Raw genomic sequence first — 20871 nt, forward strand, 5'->3', positions numbered from 1 at the left:
CTAATGCGCCTCCGCCGTGTCCGGCAGGTCCGTCGCGCTCGGCCCGGTGGCCGGCTTGCCTGCCTGGTAGATGTCGGGCTCCAGGTAGATCATCCGGGCGATCGGGACCGCCGCCCGGATCCTGGCCTCGGCCGCGTCGATGCCGCGGGCGACCTCACCCGCGGTCTCATCGTGCCGCACCGCGATCTTCGCCGCGACCAGCAGCTCGTCGGGGCCCAGGTGGACGGTGCGCATGTGGATCAGCGACTCGACCTCGGGACCGGCGACGATCGCCGCCTTGATCTGCGCGATCTGCTCCGGGGTCGCGGCCTCGCCGACGAGCAGCCCCTTCATCTCGACCGCGAGGATGGCGGCGACCACGATGAGCAGGATGCCGATGGCGGCCGTGCCGATGCCGTCCCAGATGCCGTCACCGGTGATCAGCGTCAGCCCGACGCCGAACAGCGCGAGGACCAGGCCGACGAGCGCGGCGAGGTCCTCGAGCAGGATGACCGGCAGCTCCGGCTGCTTCGCCCGGCGGATGAACTGCCACCAGGTGGCGTCGCCCTTGATCTTCTGGGTCTCCTGGATGGCGGTGCGGAAGGACAGGCTCTCCATGATGATCGCAGCGACCAGCACGGCGACCGGGACCCACTGCCACTTGTCGATCGGCTCCGGGTGGCCGATCTTGTGCCAGGCCTCGTACAGCGCGAAGATGCCGCCGACGAAGAACAGCACGACGGCGACGACGAACGCGTAGACGTAGCGCTCGCGGCCGTAGCCGAAGGGGTGCTCGGCGTCGGCCCGCCGCTTGGACTGCCGGCCGCCGAAGAGCAGCAGCCCCTGGTTGCCGGAGTCGGCGACGGAGTGGATCGACTCGGCGAGCATCGACGACGAGCCGGTGAGCAGGAACGCCACGAACTTGGTGACAGCGATGCCGAGATTCGCGAACAGGGCCGCGACGACGGCCTTCGTACCACCCTCTGTGCTCATGGACTGACCAGCTCCTTCATCTCCGAGACCGCGGGCACGGCCATCGGGTCGAAGCCGTGCGCGAGTCCAAGATAGATCGAAGCGAAGTCGGGCACCGCGACGAGAGACGCAAGTCGCTCCAGGGCCGAGCCGCCCTCGGCGGTGATCAGGCTCACCCGCACGCCGCGGCGCTCGGCGAGCTGCTGGACCGCGTCGGCGCGCTTCTCCTCCACGGCCGATGGCTCGCCGTCGGCCTCCTCCTCGTCCGCCGCGAGGCCGCCGTCGCGCAGCAGCACCAGCCGAAGCCGGGTCACCGACTCGTCCTCGTCGGACGGGTCGGCGAAGATGTCGCGGCCCGCCTCGGCCAGCCCGCCGTAGACGCCGTCGAGCAGGCCGACCCTGCCGCGGCCCGCCTCGCCGAGGGCGCCGGCGACTGCCGGGTAGCGGGCGTTGGCGGCGAGGGTGTCGCCGAAGCGCCGGGCCGCGACGTTCGCCAGCGGCGAGGAGCCCCACACGATCGGCACGGACCGGGCCAGGTCGAGCGCGAGGCTCTTGCCCGGGTTGACGAACGACTCGAGGGTCATCCGGCACCGGTCGGCGTCGGCGTCCAGCCGCGCGGCGGTCTCCGCGAAGTCCGCCTCGTTGACCTTGACCAGGCCGAGCTGCCGGCCGGCGAGCAGCACCGGCACGGCCAGGCCCCACAGGCTGGCGCGGGCCGGGGCGCGGCGCGGCACCGGGATGAACGGCGCCCGGAACCGGTCGGCGAGCGCGTGCAGCTGCGTGTCGGGGGCGCCGATCGCGACGAGCCGGGCGCCGCGGCGGCCGGCGGCCTCGGCGGCCGCGAGGGCCTCCGGGGAGCGGCCTGACGCGGACACGGCGATGACGACGTCGGCGGCGCCGACCCAGCCGGGGATGCCGGCGCTGCGGTGCGCGAGGACCGGCACCGGGCAGCGGGGGCCCGCGACCGTCTCCAGGATGTCGCCGGTGCGGGCGGCGGTGCCGACCCCGGCGACGACGACCGCCCGGGGGCGACCCTCGTCGGCCAGGGCGCTCAGGTCGGTCTCCGCGGCGAGCGCCGCCGACTCGCGGACCTGGGCGCCGGCCGACGCGGTGGCGCGCAGCATGCCGCCCGGGTCGTTGCGCTCCAGCGCGGTGGCGTCGTCGAGCAGCGACAGGTCGATCTCGCGATGGCCGCGGACGCCCGCGGTGCCCTCCAGCGGGTTCACGCGGCGCCACCTTCGGTGAGCGGGGACTCGCCGCCGGCGACGGGAGCGCTGTCGCCGGTGACGGGAGCGCCGCCCTCGGGGAGCCGCGCCTCGTCGAGCAGGAGGACGGGGATGCCGTCCCGGATCTCGAAGATCCGCCCGCAGGACGTGCAGGTCAGCGTCTGCGCCTCCGCGTCGAGCGTGAGCTCGGCGTGGTGCTCGTCGGGGCAGCGCAGGATGGACAGCAGGGCGGGGTCGACGGACACGTCTGATCCAACTCCTTCTAGCAGCGTTCGTCAGCGGCGGATGACGGCCAGCATTTCATCGCGCAGGGCTGTCATCCGCTCGGCGGTCGGCGCCTCAACGTTAAGCCGCAGGAGAGGCTCCGTGTTGGACGGGCGCACGCTGACCCAGCTGCCGTCGGGAAAGTCCAGCGTGATCCCGTCGAGGTGGTCGACCGGGACCGGGTACGCGGCCTGGATCTCGGCGAGCTTCGCGGCCGGGTCGGCGACCGTGGAGTTGATCTCCCCGGAGTCCGCGTAGCGCACGTAGTCCTTGGTCAGCGCCGACAGCGGGGCGGCCTGCGCGCCGAGCATCGCGAGCGTGTGCATCGCGGCGAGCATGCCGGTGTCGGCGCCCCAGAAGTCGCGGAAATAGTAGTGCGCGGAGTGCTCGCCGCCGAACACGGCGCCGGTCGTGGCCATCTCGGCCTTGATGAACGAGTGCCCGACGCGGGTGCGCACCGGGGTGCCGCCGTGCTCGCGCACGATCTCCGGCACGGCCCGGGAGGTGATGAGATTGTGGATGATCGTGGCGCCGGGGGTCTTCGCCAGCTCGCGCACCGCCACCATCGACGTGATCGTCGAGGGCGAGACGGCCTCGCCGCGCTCGTCGACGACGAAGCAGCGGTCGGCGTCGCCGTCGAAGGCCAGGCCCAGGTCGGCGCCGGTCTCGCGGACCTTCGCCTGCAGGTCCACCAGGTTGGCCGGCTCCAGCGGGTTGGCCTCGTGGTTGGGGAACGAGCCGTCCAGCTCGAAGTACAGCGGGATGATCGTCAGCGGCAGGCCCTCGCCGAGCACCGCCGGCACCGTGTAGCCGCCCATGCCGTTGCCCGCGTCGACGACGACGGTGAGCGGGCGGATGCCGCTCAGGTCGACCAGGCCGCGCAGGTACGCCGCGTAGGCGGCCAGCATGCCGCGCTGCTCGATCCCGCCCTCGCGCCCGCCGGCCGGCGGCTCCCCGCGGCCTTCCAGGATCGCCTGGGCCCGCTCGCGGATCTCGGCGAGGCCCGAGTCCTGCCCGACGGGCTTCGCGCCCTGCTTGCACAGCTTGATGCCGTTGTACTGGGCGGGATTGTGACTCGCCGTGAACATGGCACCGGGGAGGTCGAGCGTGCCGGAGGCGAAGTACAGCAGGTCCGTGGAGCCCAGCCCCGCCTCGACGACGTCGGCGCCCTCCGCCCGTACACCCGCCGCGAACGCCGCCGCGAGCGCCGGACCCGACTCGCGCATGTCGTGCGCCGTCACGACGCGCTCCGCGAACTCTCCCCGGCTGCGCAGCGTCTGGACGAACGCGCGGCCGAGGGCCTCCGCGACCGGCTCGTTGAGCTGGTCGGGCACCGTCCCCCGCACGTCGTAGGCCTTGACGATCCGGCTCAGGTCGATCACAGTCCGTGCTCCTGTCGTGGGCGCTGGTCCTACCGCGAAGCCTAGTGCCGCGAGGTTCCGCACACGTGTCAGTCCGGAGTTGCCGGTGTTAGTTCATGTCGCCGGTGTGGTACAGGGGGATATGTGGCCGAGGAAGGTAACTCCATCAGGGCGATCATCGCCGCGTTCGCCGCCAACCTCGGCATCGCCGTCAGCAAGTTCGCCGCGTTCCTCTTCACGGGGTCCTCGGCGATGCTGGCCGAGGCCGTGCACTCCGTGGCGGACACCACCAACCAGCTGCTGCTGCTCATCGGCGGCCGGCGCGCCAAGCGGGAGGCGTCGCCGCTGCACCCGTTCGGCTACCAGCGCTTCCGCTACTTCTACGGGTTCCTGGTGACGCTCGTCATCTTCCTGGTCGGCGGCGTCTTCGCGCTGTTCGAGGGGTACGAGAAGCTGCACTCCCCCGAGCCGGTCGAGTCGCCGGTGTGGGCGTTCGCCGTGCTCGGCGTGTCGGTCGCGCTGGAGTCCTTCTCGCTGCGGACGGCGGTGCACGAGGCGCAGCCCGAGCGGCGCGGGCTGCCGTGGCTGCGGTTCATCAGAACCACCCGCTCGCCGGAGCTGCCGGTGGTGCTCGCCGAGGACTTCGGCGCGCTGACCGGCCTGTTCTTCGCCGCGGCCGGCATCACCCTCGCCGTCGTCACCGGCGACGGCCGGTGGGACGCGGTCGGGACGATCGCGATCGGCATCCTGCTGGTCATCATCTCGATCACCCTGTCGATGCGGATGCGGAGCCTGCTGATCGGCGAGTCCGCCGACCAGGAGACGCTGCGGCGCATCGAGGCGGCCGTCGAGCCCTTCGTCGATCGGCTGATCCACCTGCGCACCATGCACCTCGGCCCCGACCAGCTGCTGATCGCCGCCAAGGTCGCGTTCAGACCCGACGAGACGGTGGCGCACGCCGCGGCGGCGATCAACCGGGCCGAGGCGCGCATCCGCGAGGACCTCGACGACGAGTGCTTCATCTTCCTGGAGCCCGACGTCTGGGACCAGCGCCTGCACGAGACGGAGGCCAAGCCGCCGGGCTCCGCGGCTCCTACAGCTGCAGACCCGTCAGCACCATGACGCGGTCCTCGGTGTAGTCGGTCATGGCGCTGGCGAGGCCCTCGCGCCCGACGCCGCTGGCCTTGGCGCCGCCGTAGGGCATCTGGTCGGCGCGGTAGCTGGGGACGTCGCCGACGACGATGCCGCCGACGTCGAGGACCCGGTGGGCCTCGAAGGCCCGGTCGAGACGGCGGGTGAAGACGCCGGCCTGCAGCCCGTACTGCGAGTCGTTGACGGCGGCGAGCCCGGCCTCGTCGGACTCGACCCGCTCCAGCACGAGGACGGGTCCGAAGACCTCCTCGCAGGCGACCTTCGCGTCGCGGGGCACGCCGGTCAGGACCGTCGGGGCGTGGTTGGCGCCGTCGCGGGTGCCGCCGGTGAGCAGCTTCGCGCCCGCCGCGACGGCCTCGCCGACCCAGGACTCCACCCGCTCGGCGGCGGCCTCGCTGATCAGCGGTCCGACGTCGGTGGCGTCCTCCCACGGCGAGCCGGTCACCTGCGCCTCGACCGCCGCGACCAGGCGCTCGGTGAGCGCGTCGAAGTGCCGCTCGTGGACATACACCCGCTGGACCGCGATGCAGCTCTGCCCGGCCTGGTAGTTGGAGAACGTCGCGACGCGGGTCGCGGCCCAGTCGAGGTCGTCCCAGTCCTCGCAGACCAGGACCGCGGCGTTGCCGCCGAGCTCGAGCGTGACGTGCTTGCGGGGCACGGCCTCGCGGATCTGCCAGCCGACCGGGCCGGAGCCGGTGAAGGACACCACCGGCAGGCGCGGGTCGGCGACCAGGGCCGGCGCCCGGTCGTTGGGAATCGGCAGGATCGACCACATGCCCTCGGGCAGGTCGGTCTCGGCGAGGATCTCGCCGAGCAGCAGCGCGCTGAGCGGGGTCGCCGGCGCCGGCTTCAGCACGATCGGCGCGCCGACCGCGATCGCCGGGGCGACCTTGTGCGCGACCAGGTTGAGCGGGAAGTTGAACGGGGCGATGCCGAGCACCGGCCCCTTCGGCACGCGCTTGACCAGGGCGATCCGGCCGGTCGCGGCGGGGTCGGTGTCGAGGCGCTGCACGGCGCCGGAGAAGCGGCGGGCCTCCTCGGCGGCCCAGCGGAACGTGGACACCGCCCGGCCCACCTCGCCCCGGGACCACTTCAGGGGCTTGCCGTTCTCCCCCGTGATCAGCCGGGCGACCTCCTCGGCGCGCTCCTTCAGCCGGGCGCTCACGTGGTCCAGCGCCGCGGCCCGGACGCTCGCCGGGAGGGCGGCGGCCTTCGCACGGACCGCGTCGGCCGCGGCGATGGCCTCCTCGACCTGCGCCGGGGTGGCGTTGGCGGTGCTGCCGACCACCCGGCCGTCGAACGGGTGACGGATCTCGACGGCGTCGTCGCTGGTCGCCGGTCGGCCGGCGATGAAGAACGGGGTCACACTGAAAGCCTACGCCGCTTCACAGCATGGAAACAGTTGCTCAAGGGGTTGTGCACTGCGGAATCGGTGGAAGGATGTGGCTGCCGGCACTCAAAGGAGTGGACATGACCAAGCAACTGCAGAACTTCATCGACGGCGCCCACGTGGAGCCCGCCGACGGCCGTTATTCGGACCTGATCGACCCCTCGACCGGTGAGGTGTTCGCCTCCGCGCCGGTCTCGGGCGAGGCCGACGTCGACCGCGCGGTGAAGGCGGCCAGCAAGGCGTTCGAGACGTGGCGGGACGCCACGCCCGCGGAGCGGCAGCGGGCGCTGCTGAAGCTCGCCGACGCGATGGAGGACCGCGCGGCCGAGCTCATCGACGCCGAGTGCCAGAACACGGGCAAGCCGCGGGCGCTGACCACCAGCGACGAGCTGCCCCCGGCCGTGGACCAGGTCCGGTTCTTCGCCGGCGCCGCCCGCGTCCTGGAGGGCAAGTCCGCCGGGGAGTACATGAAGGGCCACACCAGCTACGTGCGCCGCGAGCCGATCGGCGTCTGCGCCCAGGTCACCCCGTGGAACTACCCGCTGATGATGGCGATCTGGAAGATCGCGCCGGCGCTCGCCGCCGGCAACACCGTCGTGCTCAAGCCGTCGGACACCACCCCGGTGTCGACGCTGCTGCTGGCCGAGCTGGCCGCGGAGTTCCTGCCGCCGGGCGTGCTCAACGTGGTCACCGGCGACCGGGACACCGGCCGGGCCCTGGTGTCGCACCCGGTGCCGCAGTTCGTGTCGATCACCGGCTCGGTCCGCGCGGGCCGCGAGGTGGCGGGCGCCGCCGCGCCCATGCTCAAGCGCACCCACCTGGAGCTCGGCGGCAAGGCGCCGGTCGTGGTGTTCGACGACGCCGACCTGGAGGCGGCGGCCGAGGCGATCGCGGTCGCCGGCTACTTCAACGCCGGCCAGGACTGCACCGCCGCGACCCGCGTGCTCGCCGGCCCCGGCATCTACGACGACTTCGTGGCCGCGATCGCCGAGCAGGCCGCCGCGACGAAGACCGGCGCGCCCGACGACGAGGACGTGCTCTACGGCCCGCTCAACAACGCCAACCAGCTGGCCCGGGTCGCCGGCTTCGTCGACCGGCTGCCCGACCACGCGAAGCTCGACGCGGGCGGCGCCCGGGTGGGCGACCGGGGCTACTTCTACTCCCCCACCGTCGTCTCCGGCCTGCGCCAGGACGACGAGATCATCCAGGACGAGGTCTTCGGCCCCGTCATCACCGTGCAGCGCTTCACCGACGAGGACGAGGCGGTCCGCTGGGCCAACGGCGTCGAGTACGGGCTGTCGTCGTCGGTGTGGACGAGGGACCACGGCCGGGCGATGCGGATGACCCGCCGGCTCGACTTCGGCTGCGTGTGGGTGAACGCCCACATCCCGATCGTCGCGGAGATGCCGCACGGCGGTTTCAAGTCCTCCGGTTACGGTAAGGACCTGTCCATGTACGGGCTGGAGGACTACACCCGCATCAAGCACGTCATGCACAACATCGAGCTGTGATGACGGCGTCCGGGGAGCTGCACAAGCGCCGCGGCGCCGCGGTCGCCCGCGGCGTCAGCAGCATGATCTCGTCCTATGTGGACCACGCGGCGGGCGGCACGCTGTCCGACGTGGACGGTCGCGAGTGGATCGACATGGCCGCCGGCATCGCCGTCACCAACGTGGGCAACAGCTCGCCGAAGGTGGTCGAGGCGGTGCGGCGCCAGGTCGAGCGCTTCACCCACACCTGTTTCATGATCGCGCCGTACGAGGGCTACGTCGCGGTCTGCGAGCAGCTCAACGCGCTGACCCCGGGCACGTTCGAGAAGCGCTCGGCGCTGTTCAACTCCGGCGCCGAGGCGGTGGAGAACGCGGTGAAGATCGCCCGGCACGCGACCGGGCGGCAGGCGGTCGTGGTGTTCGACCACGCGTACCACGGCCGCACCAACCTCACGATGGCCCTGACCGCCAAGGCGATGCCCTACAAGCACGGCTTCGGCCCGTTCGCCGGCGAGATCTACCGCGTGCCGATGTCCTACCCCTTCCGCGACGGCCTCTCCGGCCCCGACGCGGCCGCGCTCGCCATCGGCATGATCGAGAAGCAGGTCGGCGCCGACCAGGTCGCCGCCGTGCTCATCGAGCCGGTCCAGGGCGAGGGCGGCTTCATCGTGCCCGCGCCCGGCTTCCTGCCGGCGATCGCCGCGTGGACCCGGTCCGCCGGGGCGCTCTTCGTCGCCGACGAGATCCAGACCGGCTTCTGCCGCACCGGCGAGTGGTTCGCCTCGACCCACGAGGGCCTGGAGCCCGACCTGGTCACCACCGCGAAGGGCATCGCCGGCGGGCTGCCGCTCGCCGCCGTGACCGGCCGGGCCGAGGTGATGGACGCCGTGCACGTCGGCGGTCTGGGCGGCACCTACGGCGGCAACCCCATCGCGTGCGCGGCCGCGCTCGCCTCGATCGAAACGATGCACGAGCTGGATCTGGCCGCCGCCGCGCGACGGATCGAGTCGGTGATGCGGCCGCGCCTGGAATCCTTCGCCGCCGCCCACCCGTGCATCGGCGAGGTCCGCGGCCGGGGCGCCATGCTCGCTCTGGAGATCGTCGTGCCGGACTCCTCCGGCCCCGCGGGCCCGACCCCGGACCCGGTGAAGACGGCGGCCATCCAGAAGGCGGCCCACGAGGCGGGCCTGCTCCTGCTCACCTGCGGCACCTACGGCAACGTGATCCGCTTCCTGCCACCCCTCGTGATCGACGATGCCACACTGGGCCGGGCCCTGGACATCGTCGAGTCCACGCTGTGATCGGCGCCCCCGTCAGCGGCCTTCGAGAAGGGGCTGGCGGGGGTCCCAGGGGTCGCCGCGGCGGCGTCTGGCGATGGCGGACAGCGCTTCGAGGACGACGCGGTTGGCGAGGTATGCGGTGATCTCGGCGTGGTCGTACGGCGGGGAGACCTCGACGACGTCGATGCCGGCGATCGGGAGCTCGTAGCAGCAGCGGCGGACGGCGTCGAGGAGCTGGCGGGAGGTGAGGCCGCCGGGTTCGGGGGTGCCGGTGCCGGGGGCCATGCCGGGGTCGACCACGTCGACGTCGACGGACAGGAAGACGCCGTCGCAGTCGTCGGTGGCGATCGTGAACGCCTCGGTGAGGCAGTCGTCGAGGCCGCGGGCCACGATCTCCGTCATCTCGTAGGAGCGCATGCGCTGGGCCGCCATCCAGTCCAGCGTGGCCGGGCCCGGCCAGTAGCCGCGCAGGCCCAGCTGCAGGAAGCGGTCGCCGCGGACCGCGCCGGACTCGATGAGGCGGCGCATCGGCTGGCCGTGGCCGACGAGGGAGCCGAACTCGGTGTCGCCGGTGTCGGCGTGCGCGTCGAAGTGCACGAGGGAGACCCGGCCGTAGCCGAGCTGCCGGGCCACGCCGGTGGCGTCCGGCCAGGCGATCGTGTGGTCGCCGCCCAGGACCACCGGGATCGCGCCCGTGGCCGCCACCACGTGGACCGCGTCCTCCAGCCGCGCGATCGCGCCGGCCGCGTCGCCGGAGAACATCTCGACGTCGCCCGCGTCGTACACCCGCAGATCCCGCAACGGGTCGACGCGCAGCGCGAGGGACGGGCGGGAGCCGTCGTGGGCCAGGTAGCAGGCCTGGCGGATCGCGCCCGGGCCGAAGCGGGTCCCGGGCCGGTGCGAGGTGCCGCCGTCGAAGGGCGCGCCGACGATGACCACGTCCGCGTCCGGCGGCAGCGCGTCGAGGTCGCACGGTGGCACCCCGAGGAACGTGATGTCAGGTCCGTACATAGGACCGTATCGCGTCATTTTTCCTGCATACCCCACGGCGAGCCGTACTCGGTGAGCAACTCCAGGAACGGCTTCGGCGGCAGCGCCTCCGGCCCGAGCACGCCACGGCCTTCCCAGGCCCCGGACGCCAGGAGCTCCAGGGCCACCACCGGGTTGATCGCCGTCTGCCAGACGACGGCCTGCGAGCCGTACTCGGCCATCGACCAGGCGTTGTCGACCACGTGGTACAGGTAGGTGCTGCGCGGCGCGCCCGACTTGTCCAGGCCGGTGACGAGCGTCCCCGCGCAGGTCTTGCCGCGCATGCGGTCGCCGAGGCCGGCCGGGTCGGGCAGGCAGGCGGCGACCACGTCCCGCGGCGCCACCTCGACGCCGCCGACCCGGACCTTGCGGGTCGAGTCGAGGCCGAGCTTGTGCAGGGTCTTGAGCACGTCGATGAACTCGTCGCCGAGGCCGTACTTGAACGTGACCCGGCGGCAGTCGACCCAGCGCGGGATGAGCAGGACCTCTTCGTGCTCGACGTTGACGCACTCGACCGGGCCGATGCCCTCCGGGAAGTCGAAGACCTCCGGCTCGGAGAAGGGCGCCGTGGTGAACCAGCCGCGGTCGCGTTCCCAGACGACCGGCGGGTTCAGGCACTCCTCGATCGTGGTCCAGATGGAGAACGAGGGCGCGAAGTCGTAGCCGTCGACGACGAGGTTCGCGCCGTCCCGGACACCGACCTCGTGGACCTCGGAGAAGAGCTCGTCGGCGGCGTACCGGGCGAAGATGTCGGACAGGCCGGGCTCGACGCCGATGCCGACCAGCGCGAGCCGGTCGGCGGCCTCCCACGTCGCGGCGGCGGCGAACTGCTCGTCGCCGAGCTTCACCCCGGTCTCCGCGTACGGCGCGGTGGGGTGCGGTGAGGACAGCGACATCGCCATGTCGAGGTAGTGCGCGCCGGCGGCGAAGGCGCCCTCGAAGATCGGCATGACGAACCGCGGGTCGACCGCGTTGAGCACGTGCGTGATCCGGTGAGCCCGGCACAGCTCCTCGACAGCTGCCGCCGATGAGGCGTCGATCTGGGCCGCCGTGAAGCGGTCGTCGATCGCCGCCGCCTGCGCGCGGGGCAGCGAATAGTCGGCGACGACACAGGTCTCGAAGAACGAGCGGCGGCCGAGAATGCGCACGGCGGCGGAGCCGACGCCACCGGCGCCGACGATGAGCAGGCGCATTGGTCAGCCCTTCTGACGGGAGCGGCGCATGTTGGGGACCTGGCCGATGAGCACGACCAGGAAGGAGATGACGAACATGGCGGTGCCGATCACGTTGATCTGCGGCGGGATGCCCCGCTGCGAGGCGCCCCAGACGAACATCGGGAACGTGACGGTGCTGCCGGAGTTGAAGTTGGTGACGATGAAGTCGTCGAAGGACAGCGAGAAGGACAGCAGCGCCGCCGCGACGATGCCGGGCATGACCAGCGGCAGCGTGACCCGCAGGAAGGTCTGCGTCTCGTTGGCGTAGAGGTCCATCGCGGCCTCCTGCAGCCGCGGGTCGAGGCCGGCGAGGCGGGCCTTGACGGTGACGACCACGAACGACAGGCAGAACATGATGTGGGCGATGACGATCGTCCAGAAGCCGAGCTGCACGCCGGACGCGACGAACAGCGCCAGCAGCGACGAGCCCATGACGATCTCGGGCGTCGCCATCGGCAGGAAGATCAGGGTGTTGGTGGCGGCGCGGCCGCGGAACGTGTGGCGGGCCAGGGCGAAGGACATCAGCGTGCCGAGGATGACCGCGCCGAGCGTGGCGATCGCCGCGATGACGATGCTGAGCAGGAAGGCGTCGCCGATGCCGGCGGTGCCGAAGGGGTCGGCCCAGTGCGCCCAGGTGAACTTGTAGTTCTCCAGCGAGTAGGGCGCGTTGCGGCCGGCGTCGCGGAACGACATCGCCGCGACGACGCCGATCGGCACGAACAGGTACAGCAGGACGAGCAGGCCGATCGCCATGACCCAGTGGTCGGCGACGGAGCGGCGTAGGCGATGCAGCATCAGAGCACCTCATCCGTCCCGGCACGCCGGACGTAGACGAAGACCAGGACCAGGATCGCCGCCATCAGCGTGAAGGACAGCGCGGCGGCGCTCGGGTAGTCGCCGACCTTCAGGAACTTCGACTGGATGACGTTGCCGATCATGTACTGCCGGTTGGTGCCCAGCAGCTGCGCGTTGATGTAGTCGCCGGCGGCGGGGATGAACGTGAGCAGCGTGCCGGCGACGACGCCCGGCATCGACAGCGGCAGCGCGACCCTGGTGAAGCGGGCGACGGGCCGGGCGTAGAGGTCGCCGGCGGCCTCGAGCAGCCGCGGGTCGAGCTTCTCCAGGCTGGCGTACAGCGGCAGCACCATGAACGGCAGGAAGTTGTAGACGAGCCCGGCGATGACGGCGGGGGTGGTGGCGAGGAGCCGGTCGTCGGGCAGCGGCACGTGCAGCGCGTTGAGGGTCGTCACCAGCCAGCCGTTGTCCGACAGGATGACCTTCCACGCGAGGGTGCGGATCAGGAAGCTGGTGAAGAACGGCGCGATCACGCAGATCAGCAGCAGGTTCTTCCACCGGCCGCCCTTGAGCGCGATCGCGTACGCGAGGGGGTAGCCGAGCAGCAGGCAGATGGCGGTGGTCAGCGCCGCGTAGCCGAGCGAGCGCATGAAGTGCGGGAGGTATTCGCTCGCGGCGTCGACGTAGTTGCTGAACTGCCACGTCATCGCGTAGCCCTCTTCGAGGGATCCGCTCGGGTCGTAGAGGCTGGTCGCGAAGAGCTGGAGCGCGGGCACGGCGAAGAACAGGATCAGCCACAGGCCGCCGGGGAGCAGCAGCAGATACGGCAGCCAGCGCTTCCTCGGTTTTTCGAGGTTCGCCGGTGTACCGGCGGAGCCCGCCCCCACATGCCCCAATGCGCTCATGCCGCCGCCTCCGGCGTCGACCTGAGCTCAACCTGCAATCCCGATGAGCGGCCCGAGCCGCTGCGCTGGCCGCTCATGCGAGCGCCTCGGCGTCCACCACCGGTGCCACCGTCTGTCCTTCGGGACGGGAGAGCAGGAACGCGTGGTCGGGCCGCCAGTGCACGGTCACCTCGCTCGCCACGGCGAGCGGCGCGGCCACACCGGAGTTCGGCACGAACACCGTCAGCTCGTCGCCCCACGGGGCGCGCACCAGGTACTGGGTGCTGACGCCAACGTAGGACGAGTCGGTGATGATGCCCGTGACGGACTGGTGCCCGGCCGGCACCTTGTCCAGGCCGCCGCCCGACAGGTGCATCTTCTCGGGCCGCACCCCGAGCCACACGGAGCCCTCGCCGGCCCTGGCGCGGACCGCCGGCACCGAGTAGCGGGCGCCGTGCGCCTCGACGAGGACGTCGTCGCCGTTGCGGCCGGTGACGGCGCCGGCGAGGAGGTTCGACTGGCCGAGGAAGTTGGCGACGAAGGCGGTGCCGGGGAAGTCGTACATCTCCACGGGGCTGCCGAGCTGCTCGATCCTGCCGGCGTTCATGACCGCGACGGTGTCGGCCATGGTCATGGCCTCCTCCTGGTCGTGGGTCACGTGCACGAAGGTGATGCCGACCTCGGTCTGGATCCGCTTGAGCTCGACCTGCATCTGCCGGCGCAGCTTGAGGTCCAGGGCGCCGAGCGGCTCGTCGAGCAGCAGCACCCGCGGGTGGTTGATCAGGGCCCGGGCGAGGGCGACGCGCTGCTGCTGGCCGCCGGAGAGCTGCGCGGGCTTGCGCTTGCCGAAGCCTTCCAGGTCGACCAGGTGGAGCATCCGCTCCACCTGGTCGGCGATGCCCTTGACGCCGCGGCGGCGCAGGCCGAACGCGACGTTGTCGGCGATGTTGAGGTGCGGGAAGAGCGCGTAGCTCTGGAACACCGTGTTGACGGGACGCTTGTACGGCCGCAGCCGGGTGACGTCCTGGTCGCCGAGCAGGATACGGCCGGCTGTCGGCTCCTCCAGCCCGGCGATCATCCGCAGGGTCGTGGTCTTGCCGCAGCCGGAGGCGCCGAGCAGGGCGAAGAACGACCCCTGGGGCACCGTCAGGCTGAGGTCGTCGACGGCCGTGAAGGCGCCGAACGACTTCGTCACGCCGACCAGGTTGAGGTCGGCACCGCTCTCACCGCTTCGCTGCTCGGCCATCTATCACGCCCCCGAGATCGCTTCGAACTTCGCCGAGTACTTCTTGTCCTCGTCCTCGGTGAGGGCCTTGAAGCTCTTGGTCTTGGCGAGGGTGGCGGCGTCCGGGAAGATCAGCGGGTTGCTGGCCAGGTCCGGGTCGATCTGCTGCATCGCTTCCTGCGCGCCCTGGACGGGGCAGATGTAGTTGACGTACGCCGCCAGCTCCGCCGCGACCTTCGGGTCGTAGTAGTAGTCGATGAGCTGCTCGACGTTGCCCTTGTGGGTCGCCGTCGACGGGATGAGGATGTTGTCCGACCACAGCATCAGGCCCGACTCGGGCGTGACGAACTTGACGTCCTCGTTCTCGGCGCTGAGCTGGATCACGTCGCCGGACCAGGCGATGCACGCGGCGAGGTCGCCCTTGTTCAGGTCTTCCTTGTAGTCGTTGCCGGTGAACTTGCGGATCTGCCCGGAGTCGACGGCCTTCTTCAGCTTCTCCAGCGCGGCGTCGAACTCGGCGTCGGTGACGGTGCCGGGGTCCTTGCCCTGCGACATGAGGATCAGGCCGACGGTGTCGCGCATCTCCGACAGCACCGCGACCTTGCCCTTGAGGTCGGCGCGGGTGAGCAGCTCGTCGATGGTGCGGACCTCTTTGGTCGCCTTGGCGTTGTAGGCGATGCCGGTGAGCCCGGACTGCCACGGCGCGGCGAACTTCATGTCCTTGTCCCACGCCCGGTTCTTCAGCGTGCCGAGGACGTTCTTGGTGAAGTTCGGGGTCTTGGCGTTGTCGAACGCCTGCACCCAGCCGAGGCCGACGACGCGGGAGGCCATCCAGTCGGTGAGGACCATGATGTCGCGGTCGATCGACTGGCACGCCTGCAGCTGGTTGCGGACCTTGCCGAAGAACTCGTTGTTGTCGTTGACGTCTTCGTTGTACGTGACCGTGATGCCGGTCTTCGCGGCGAACGCGTCGAGGGTGGGCCGCTTCTTCTCGTCCTTCTCGTCGACGTCGACGTACAGGGGCCAGTTGGAGAAGGTGATCTTCTTCTCGGTCGCGGAGACGTCGGTGGCGATGCACGCCGCCTTCTCCGCCTCGGTCTTCTTCGCGGGCTTCGTGCCGCACGCGGCGAGGGCGCCGCCCGTCGCGATGAACGCTCCACCGGCGAACAGGCCTCGCATCAGGGTCCGGCGCGACAGGCCGGTGGCGTTGAGGACGGCGGCCGCTTCGGGCGAGAGCGGCGGGCGAGAGGGGTTTCGCACGAGGGCTCCTACGGATCTCGGGCCGGAACCTCGGGGGTGGTATCCGACGACCGATCCTGACACGAGGTGCCATCACTGACAAGGGATTCCGTCGTCACGATCGGGCCGCACAACGAAAAGCGCCACTTGGTCAGATTGAGGTTACCGTCGTGACCCGGCGGAAATATGGTCCCGAACGACGATCGATTCCTGGCGGATCACGAATCCGCAGATCCCTAGTTATCCAGCTATGGAATTAGTTGCCAACAGCGGGGTCTTGGGCAAGAATCCACACGTGACCGAGCCCGTCCTTGACGACGTCAACAAGCGGATCATCGAGCAGCTGCAGCGCGATGGTCGCATGTCCTACGCCGCCCTCGCCAAGGTCGTCGGCCTGTCGGAGGCGGCGGTCCGCCAGCGCGTGCAACGCCTGCTGGACACCGGCGTCATGCAGATCGTGGCGGTGACCGATCCCCTGACCCTCGGCTTCGCCCGCCAGGTGATGATCGGCCTGAAGGTCGAGGGTGACCTGCGGCCGGTGGCCAAGGCCCTCGCCGCGGTGCCGGAGATCGACTACGTGGTGATCTGCGCCGGCGGCTACGACCTGCTCGTCGAGCTCGTCTGCACCGACGACGAGCACCTGCTGAACCTTCTCAACGACACGATCCGGAGCATCCCTGGCGTCACCGCCACGGAGACCTTCGTCTACCTCAAGCTCGCCAAGCAGACCTATGCGTGGGGGACACGATGACCGACCAGCAGCCCGACGCCGAGCGACTCGACCAGGCCGCCCGAGACCACCTCTGGATGCACTTCACCCGCCTGTCGGCGTACGCCGACGCGCCGGTGCCGGTGATCGTCCGTGGCGACGGCCCCTACATCTACGACAGCAACGGCAAGCGCTACCTCGACGGCCTCGCCGGCCTGTTCGTGGTGCAGACCGGGCACGGCCGGCACGAGCTCGCCGACGCCGCCGCCAAGCAGGCCTCCGAGCTGGCGTACTTCCCGCTGTGGTCCTACGGGCACCCGAAGGCGATCGAGCTCGCCGACCGGCTCGCAGACCTCACCCCCGGCGACCTGAACCGGGTCTTCTTCACCACCGGCGGCTCCGAGGCCGTCGAGAGCGCGTGGAAGCTGGCCCGCTCGTACTTCAAGCGCACCGGCAAGCCGATGAAGACGAAGGTGCTGTCCCGCTCGATCGCCTACCACGGCACGTCGATGGGCGCCCTGTCGATCACCGGCATCCCCGTGCTCAAGCAGGAGTTCGAGCCGCTCGTGCCGGGCGCGTTCCGGGTGCCGAACACCAACTTCTACCGCCGGCCCGACCAGTCGATGACCGAGGAGCAGTTCGGCGTCTGGGCCGCGGACCGCATCGCCGAGGCGATCGAGTTCGAGGGCCCGGAGACCGTCGCGGCCGTCTACCTGGAGCCGGTGCAGAACGCGGGCGGCTGCTTCCCGCCGCCGGCCGGCTACTTCCAGCGGGTCCGCGAGATCTGCGACCGGTATGACGTGCTGCTCGTCTCCGACGAGGTCATCTGCGCGTTCGGGCGGCTCGGCGAGTACTTCGGCGCCAAGCGCTTCGGCTACCAGCCCGACATCATCACCGTCGCGAAGGGCCTCACCTCCGGTTACGTCCCGCTCGGCGCGATGCTCGCCTCCGAGCGGCTCGCGGAGCCGTTCCTCGAAGGGGCCAACTGGTTCGCCCACGGCATCACCTACGGCGGGCACCCCGTCGGCTCCGCGGTCGCGCTGGCGAACCTCGACATCTTCGAGCGCGAGGACCTCAACGGGCACGTCCGGACCAACTCGCCGCTCTTCCGGTCCTACCTGGAGCGCCTGTACGACCTGCCGATCGTCGGCGACGTCCGCGGCGACGGCTACTTCTTCGGCATCGAGCTGGTGAAGGACAAGGCGACGAAGGAGACTTTCAACGACGAGGAGTCCGAGGCGCTGCTGCGCGGCTTCCTGTCCAAGGCCCTCTTCGACGCCGGCCTCTACTGCCGCGCCGACGACCGCGGCGACCCGGTGATCCAGCTGGCGCCGCCGCTGATCTGCGACGAGAGCCACTTCATCGAGATCGAGCAGATCCTGCGTTCGGTGCTGACCGAGGCATGGGCGCGCCTCTGAGCCGGACGCGGGTCCGTCGGCTTCCCGAGCTCCAGGTCGACGATCCCGCCGTGCTGCACGGCATTCTCGACGCGGGGACGATCGGCCATCTCTCGATCGTCCACGATGGACAGCCGTACGCGATCCCCGTCGCGTACGGCCGGTCCGGCTCCTCGGTGCTCTTCCACGGCTCCACCGGCAGCCGCCTGTTCCGCGTCCTCGCGGAGGGCGCGCCGTGCTGCTTCACGGTGACGCTGCTCGACGGCCTGGTCCTGGCCCGCAGCGCCTTCGAGACCTCGATGCACTACCGGTCGGTGATGGTGCTCGGCGCGTGCACGGTCGTCGAGGACAAGCTGCCGGCCCTGGAGACCATCAGCGAACACGTCACGCCCGGGCGATGGGCGGTCGTCCGCCCGCCCTCACGCAAGGAGCTGGCCGCCACCCTGGTCCTCGCCTTGGCCCTGGACGAAGTGTCAGTGAAGGTGAGCGCCGGGCCGCCGAGCACTTCCCCCGAGGACGCGGGGTTCGACCCGTGGGTGGGGGTAGTGCCCCTTCGCGTCGAACGCGGCGAACCGATCGAGTGCGAGGAGGAGCTGCCTTGAGTTTCTGGATGTCCGTGCTCCCTTCGGTTCCGCCGCGTTCGGCGCTGGCCGGCGACACCGACGCCGACGTGGCGATCGTCGGCGCCGGGTACACCGGGCTGTGGACCGCGTACTACCTCGCCAAGGCCGACCCGGCGCTGCGGATCGTGGTGCTGGAGGCCGAGACCGCGGGGTTCGGGGCGAGCGGGCGCAACGGCGGCTGGTGCTCGGCGCTGTTCCCCAAGTCGGTGCCGGCCCTGGCCCGCGCGCACGGGCTGCCGGCGGCGCTCGCGCTCAACGCCGCGATGGAGTCCACTGTGGACGAGGTCGGGCGGGTCGCGGCGCTCGAGGGCATCGACTGCGACTACGCCAAGGGCGGGACCGTCGTCCTGGCGCGTTCGGCGGTACAGCTGGACCGGGCGCGACACGAGGTAGCCGAGGCGCAGGGGCTCGGCGTCGACCTGCGGCTGCTGTCCTCGGAGGAGGCGTTCGAGCGGGTCGGCGCGACGAACGTGCTCGGCGGCACGTACACGCCGCACTGCGCGGCGATCCAGCCGGCGAAGCTCGTGCGGGGGCTGGCGTCCACGGTGGAGCGGCTCGGGGTGCGGCTGTTCGAGCAGACCCCGGTCACGGCCATCACCGCGGGCCGGGCCGACACTCCACACGGGACGGTGCGGGCGCCGATCGTGGTGCGGGCCACCGAGGGCTTCACGCCGCGGCTGCCGGGGCTGCGCCGGGCGATCGCGCCGGTCTACTCGCTGATGATCGCGACCGAGCCGCTGCCCGCGTCGTTCTGGGCGTCCGCCGGCCTGGCGCGGCGGGAGACGTTCTCCGATCACCGGCACCTCATCATCTACGGGCAGCGCACCGCCGACGACCGGCTCGCCTTCGGGGGGCGGGGCGCGCCGTACCACTTCGGCTCGGCGGTCGCGCCGGCGTTCGACGCGTCGCCGCGGGTGTTCGCGGAGCTGCGCCGGGTCCTGGTCGACCTCTTCCCGGCGCTCGAGGACGCCGCCGTCGCCCACTCGTGGGGCGGGCCGCTCGGGATCGCGCGGGACTGGATGGCGTCGGTCGGGCTCGACCCGACCACCGGGCTGGCCTGGGCGGGCGGCTACGTGGGGGACGGGGTCGGCACGTCGAACCTCGCCGGCCGTACCCTCGCGGACCTCATCCGCAAGCAGGACTCCCCGCTGATCGGACTGCCCTGGGTGGGGCACCGCTCGCCGCGCTGGGAGCCGGAGCCGCTGCGGTGGCTCGGGGTGAACACCAGCCTGCGGGTGATGACCGGCGCCGACGCGGCGGAGTCGCGGACGGGCCGGCCGTCGCGCCGGGCCGCACTGCTGGCGCGGGTGCTCGGTGGCTGAGGTGTTACGGCTCCAGGTCCTCGGGCGCGACGCCCAGCAGGTTGGCGACCTGCTCCAGGATCACGTCGTGGACCAGGTCGGCGAGGTCGTCGTGGTCCGCGGCCCGGAACTCCAGGGGGCGGCGGTACAGCACGATCCGCGGCGGGACGCCGTGACGGCCGGGGCGGCCCGGCAGCAGCCGCGCGAGGGGCACCTCGCCGTCCTCGAGCACGTCGGAGTCGTAGACGTTGAGGTCCGGCGGGACGTCCTCGACGGCGAACTCGACGCCGGCCAGCTCGTTGGCGAAGCGCTGCTCCAGCTGCTCGACGGAGTCCAGCACCAGGTCGTCGAACATCTCCGCACGGGTGCGGGACATCGGCAGGGAAGCGGGCACCAGCCGGCCGCGCAGCCCCCGGCCGTGCCGGTCGCGGCCGCGCCGTCCCGGTCCGCTGCGTCGTCGATCGGGGCTCGCCACGCTGCCAGCGTAGCGCCACCGTCGACCCGGCAGTGGCACGGCGCCACGTCGAGATCGTCCATGCCACTTCGGAGGGGGCCCGGTCAACCGGACGGGCGTGTCGGCGTGGTCACCACGGCGTGTCGTGAGGCTTCGGGGTTGGGCGCGGGCCCACGGAGCGATACGGTTCGGCCGTGAGGACCCCACGTCGATGCTCGCGCAACGGATGCCCCCGACAGCCCGTTGCGACGTTGACGTACATTTATGCCGAATCGACCGCAGTTGTCGGTCCGCTCGCGGCGTTCGCCGAGCCGCACTCCTATGACCTGTGCGAGTCGCACGCCCGCGGGCTGACCGCGCCCCGGGGCTGGGACCTGGTCCGGCACGAGGGTGAGTACGGTCCGCCGCCGCCGTCCAACGACGACCTGGTCGCCCTCGCCGAGGCGGTCCGCGAGGCGGCGCGCCCGGCGCCGCACAAGGAGGACCCCGGCAACCATCCGCACCAGCAGGGCCGCCGCGGTCACCTGCGGGTCATCCCACCAGACGCGTGAGGGGTCCCGGCCGTCGCGCCGGAACCCCTCACTCAAAACCTACGACCTGCTAGGCAGCGCGTCGCTTGAGCTTGCGACGCTCCCGTTCCGAGAGCCCACCCCAAATTCCGAAGCGCTCGTCGTGCCCCAGCGCGTACTCAAGGCAGTCCGCCCGGACCTCGCAGCGCGAGCAGATGCGCTTGGCCTCGCGGGTGGACCCACCCTTCTCCGGAAAGAATGCCTCCGGGTCGGTCTGCGAGCACAAAGCGCGTTCTTGCCACTCCGGAGCGTTACCCAGCAGGTCGGCCACGACTGGTCGGCCGTCCATCAGCGTGCCTCCTTCTTGCGCGCCGGCGA

General features: G+C 71.3%; 21 protein-coding genes. 8 read left to right on the forward strand and 13 right to left on the reverse strand.

Annotated features, from left to right (window positions below):
- The 4 genes from AB0J72_RS30405 to AB0J72_RS30420 are packed head-to-tail and all read right to left on the reverse strand — an operon-like array spanning position 1 to position 3823.
- Complete coding sequence (locus tag AB0J72_RS30405; protein WP_363404480.1) at positions 1-972, reverse strand: cation diffusion facilitator family transporter; 972 nt, start codon at positions 970-972, stop codon at positions 1-3.
- The gene (locus AB0J72_RS30410; RefSeq protein ID WP_363404591.1) at positions 969-2168 is read right to left on the reverse strand and encodes an SIS domain-containing protein; all 1200 of its coding nucleotides are present in this window, start codon (positions 2166-2168) and stop codon (positions 969-971) included. Before AB0J72_RS30410 ends, AB0J72_RS30405 begins: the two co-directional genes overlap by 4 nt.
- A 5-nt stretch (positions 2169-2173) precedes the next feature.
- Positions 2174-2422, reverse strand: a complete 249-nt coding sequence (locus tag AB0J72_RS30415; RefSeq protein ID WP_363404483.1) for a Trm112 family protein — start codon at positions 2420-2422, stop codon at positions 2174-2176.
- A gap of 30 nt (positions 2423-2452) precedes the next feature.
- Entirely contained in the window at positions 2453-3823 is a 1371-nt protein-coding gene (locus AB0J72_RS30420; RefSeq protein WP_363404486.1) for a phosphomannomutase/phosphoglucomutase, read from the reverse strand.
- Between the two features lie 123 nt (positions 3824-3946).
- Between AB0J72_RS30420 and AB0J72_RS30425 the strand changes: the two genes are divergently transcribed.
- The gene (locus AB0J72_RS30425) at positions 3947-4924 is read left to right on the forward strand and encodes a cation diffusion facilitator family transporter (RefSeq protein ID WP_363404488.1); all 978 of its coding nucleotides are present in this window, start codon (positions 3947-3949) and stop codon (positions 4922-4924) included.
- Here AB0J72_RS30425 and AB0J72_RS30430 read toward each other — a convergent pair.
- Positions 4896-6320, reverse strand: coding sequence for an aldehyde dehydrogenase family protein (locus AB0J72_RS30430; RefSeq protein ID WP_363404490.1), 1425 nt, complete (start codon positions 6318-6320; stop codon positions 4896-4898). The two genes, AB0J72_RS30425 and AB0J72_RS30430, sit on opposite strands and share 29 nt — an antisense overlap.
- Before the next feature lie 98 nt (positions 6321-6418).
- On the opposite strand from AB0J72_RS30430, the gene AB0J72_RS30435 reads away from it, so the two are divergent.
- Both AB0J72_RS30435 and gabT read left to right on the forward strand, forming a co-directional pair.
- On the forward strand, positions 6419-7855 hold the full coding sequence (locus AB0J72_RS30435; RefSeq protein WP_363404593.1) for a gamma-aminobutyraldehyde dehydrogenase: 1437 nt from the start codon (positions 6419-6421) through the stop codon (positions 7853-7855).
- Positions 7855-9135, forward strand: a complete 1281-nt coding sequence (gene gabT / locus AB0J72_RS30440) for a 4-aminobutyrate--2-oxoglutarate transaminase (protein ID WP_363404492.1) — start codon at positions 7855-7857, stop codon at positions 9133-9135. The genes AB0J72_RS30435 and gabT overlap by 1 nt, the downstream gene beginning before the upstream one ends.
- 12 nt (positions 9136-9147) lie before the next feature.
- Here the strand turns inward: gabT and speB are convergent, their stop codons facing one another.
- The 6 genes from speB to AB0J72_RS30470 form a co-directional block, all read right to left on the reverse strand.
- Positions 9148-10143 carry an agmatinase gene (speB, locus tag AB0J72_RS30445; RefSeq protein ID WP_363404494.1) on the reverse strand — a complete coding sequence of 332 codons (996 nt, stop codon included), beginning with the start codon at positions 10141-10143 and terminating at the stop codon, positions 9148-9150.
- The gene (locus AB0J72_RS30450; RefSeq protein WP_363404497.1) at positions 10140-11336 is read right to left on the reverse strand and encodes a saccharopine dehydrogenase C-terminal domain-containing protein; all 1197 of its coding nucleotides are present in this window, start codon (positions 11334-11336) and stop codon (positions 10140-10142) included. Before AB0J72_RS30450 ends, speB begins: the two co-directional genes overlap by 4 nt.
- A 3-nt stretch (positions 11337-11339) precedes the next feature.
- Complete coding sequence (locus AB0J72_RS30455) at positions 11340-12152, reverse strand: ABC transporter permease (RefSeq protein ID WP_363404499.1); 813 nt, start codon at positions 12150-12152, stop codon at positions 11340-11342.
- The gene (locus AB0J72_RS30460) at positions 12152-13057 is read right to left on the reverse strand and encodes an ABC transporter permease (protein ID WP_363404501.1); all 906 of its coding nucleotides are present in this window, start codon (positions 13055-13057) and stop codon (positions 12152-12154) included. Before AB0J72_RS30460 ends, AB0J72_RS30455 begins: the two co-directional genes overlap by 1 nt.
- A 73-nt stretch (positions 13058-13130) precedes the next feature.
- Entirely contained in the window at positions 13131-14282 is a 1152-nt protein-coding gene (locus tag AB0J72_RS30465) for an ABC transporter ATP-binding protein (protein WP_363404503.1), read from the reverse strand.
- 3 nt (positions 14283-14285) lie between these two features.
- Positions 14286-15521, reverse strand: a complete 1236-nt coding sequence (locus AB0J72_RS30470; protein ID WP_363404505.1) for a spermidine/putrescine ABC transporter substrate-binding protein — start codon at positions 15519-15521, stop codon at positions 14286-14288.
- 229 nt (positions 15522-15750) lie between these two features.
- Here AB0J72_RS30470 and AB0J72_RS30475 point away from each other — a divergent pair, with 229 nt between their 5' ends.
- From AB0J72_RS30475 to AB0J72_RS30490, 4 genes are read left to right on the forward strand one after another with little or no spacing between them, the layout of a single operon-like run.
- A complete protein-coding gene (locus AB0J72_RS30475) occupies positions 15751-16251 on the forward strand; it encodes an Lrp/AsnC family transcriptional regulator (protein ID WP_203845385.1) in 501 nt (166 codons plus the stop codon).
- The gene (locus AB0J72_RS30480) at positions 16248-17627 is read left to right on the forward strand and encodes an aspartate aminotransferase family protein (RefSeq protein WP_363404595.1); all 1380 of its coding nucleotides are present in this window, start codon (positions 16248-16250) and stop codon (positions 17625-17627) included. Before AB0J72_RS30475 ends, AB0J72_RS30480 begins: the two co-directional genes overlap by 4 nt.
- Before the next feature lie 50 nt (positions 17628-17677).
- Positions 17678-18208, forward strand: a complete 531-nt coding sequence (locus tag AB0J72_RS30485) for a pyridoxamine 5'-phosphate oxidase family protein (protein WP_344501641.1) — start codon at positions 17678-17680, stop codon at positions 18206-18208.
- 8 nt (positions 18209-18216) lie between these two features.
- Positions 18217-19551: an FAD-dependent oxidoreductase gene (locus tag AB0J72_RS30490; RefSeq protein ID WP_363404597.1), complete on the forward strand. Its 1335-nt coding sequence runs from the start codon at positions 18217-18219 to the stop codon at positions 19549-19551.
- 4 nt (positions 19552-19555) lie between these two features.
- On the opposite strand, the gene AB0J72_RS30495 is transcribed toward AB0J72_RS30490, so the two are convergent.
- Positions 19556-20005 (reverse strand): metallopeptidase family protein, encoded by a 450-nt coding sequence (locus tag AB0J72_RS30495; RefSeq protein ID WP_033364641.1) that lies wholly within the window; start codon positions 20003-20005, stop codon positions 19556-19558.
- A 173-nt stretch (positions 20006-20178) separates the two neighbouring features.
- Here AB0J72_RS30495 and AB0J72_RS30500 point away from each other — a divergent pair, with 173 nt between their 5' ends.
- Positions 20179-20535 carry a DUF3499 domain-containing protein gene (locus AB0J72_RS30500; RefSeq protein WP_033364642.1) on the forward strand — a complete coding sequence of 119 codons (357 nt, stop codon included), beginning with the start codon at positions 20179-20181 and terminating at the stop codon, positions 20533-20535.
- 49 nt (positions 20536-20584) lie between these two features.
- On the opposite strand, the gene AB0J72_RS30505 is transcribed toward AB0J72_RS30500, so the two are convergent.
- On the reverse strand, positions 20585-20842 hold the full coding sequence (locus AB0J72_RS30505) for a WhiB family transcriptional regulator (RefSeq protein WP_033364663.1): 258 nt from the start codon (positions 20840-20842) through the stop codon (positions 20585-20587).
- Positions 20843-20871: the final 29 nt, after the last annotated feature.

It is taken from the genome of Dactylosporangium sp. NPDC049742, from assembly GCF_040674675.1.
GTDB classification, from domain to species: Bacteria; Actinomycetota; Actinomycetes; order Mycobacteriales; family Micromonosporaceae; genus Dactylosporangium; species Dactylosporangium maewongense.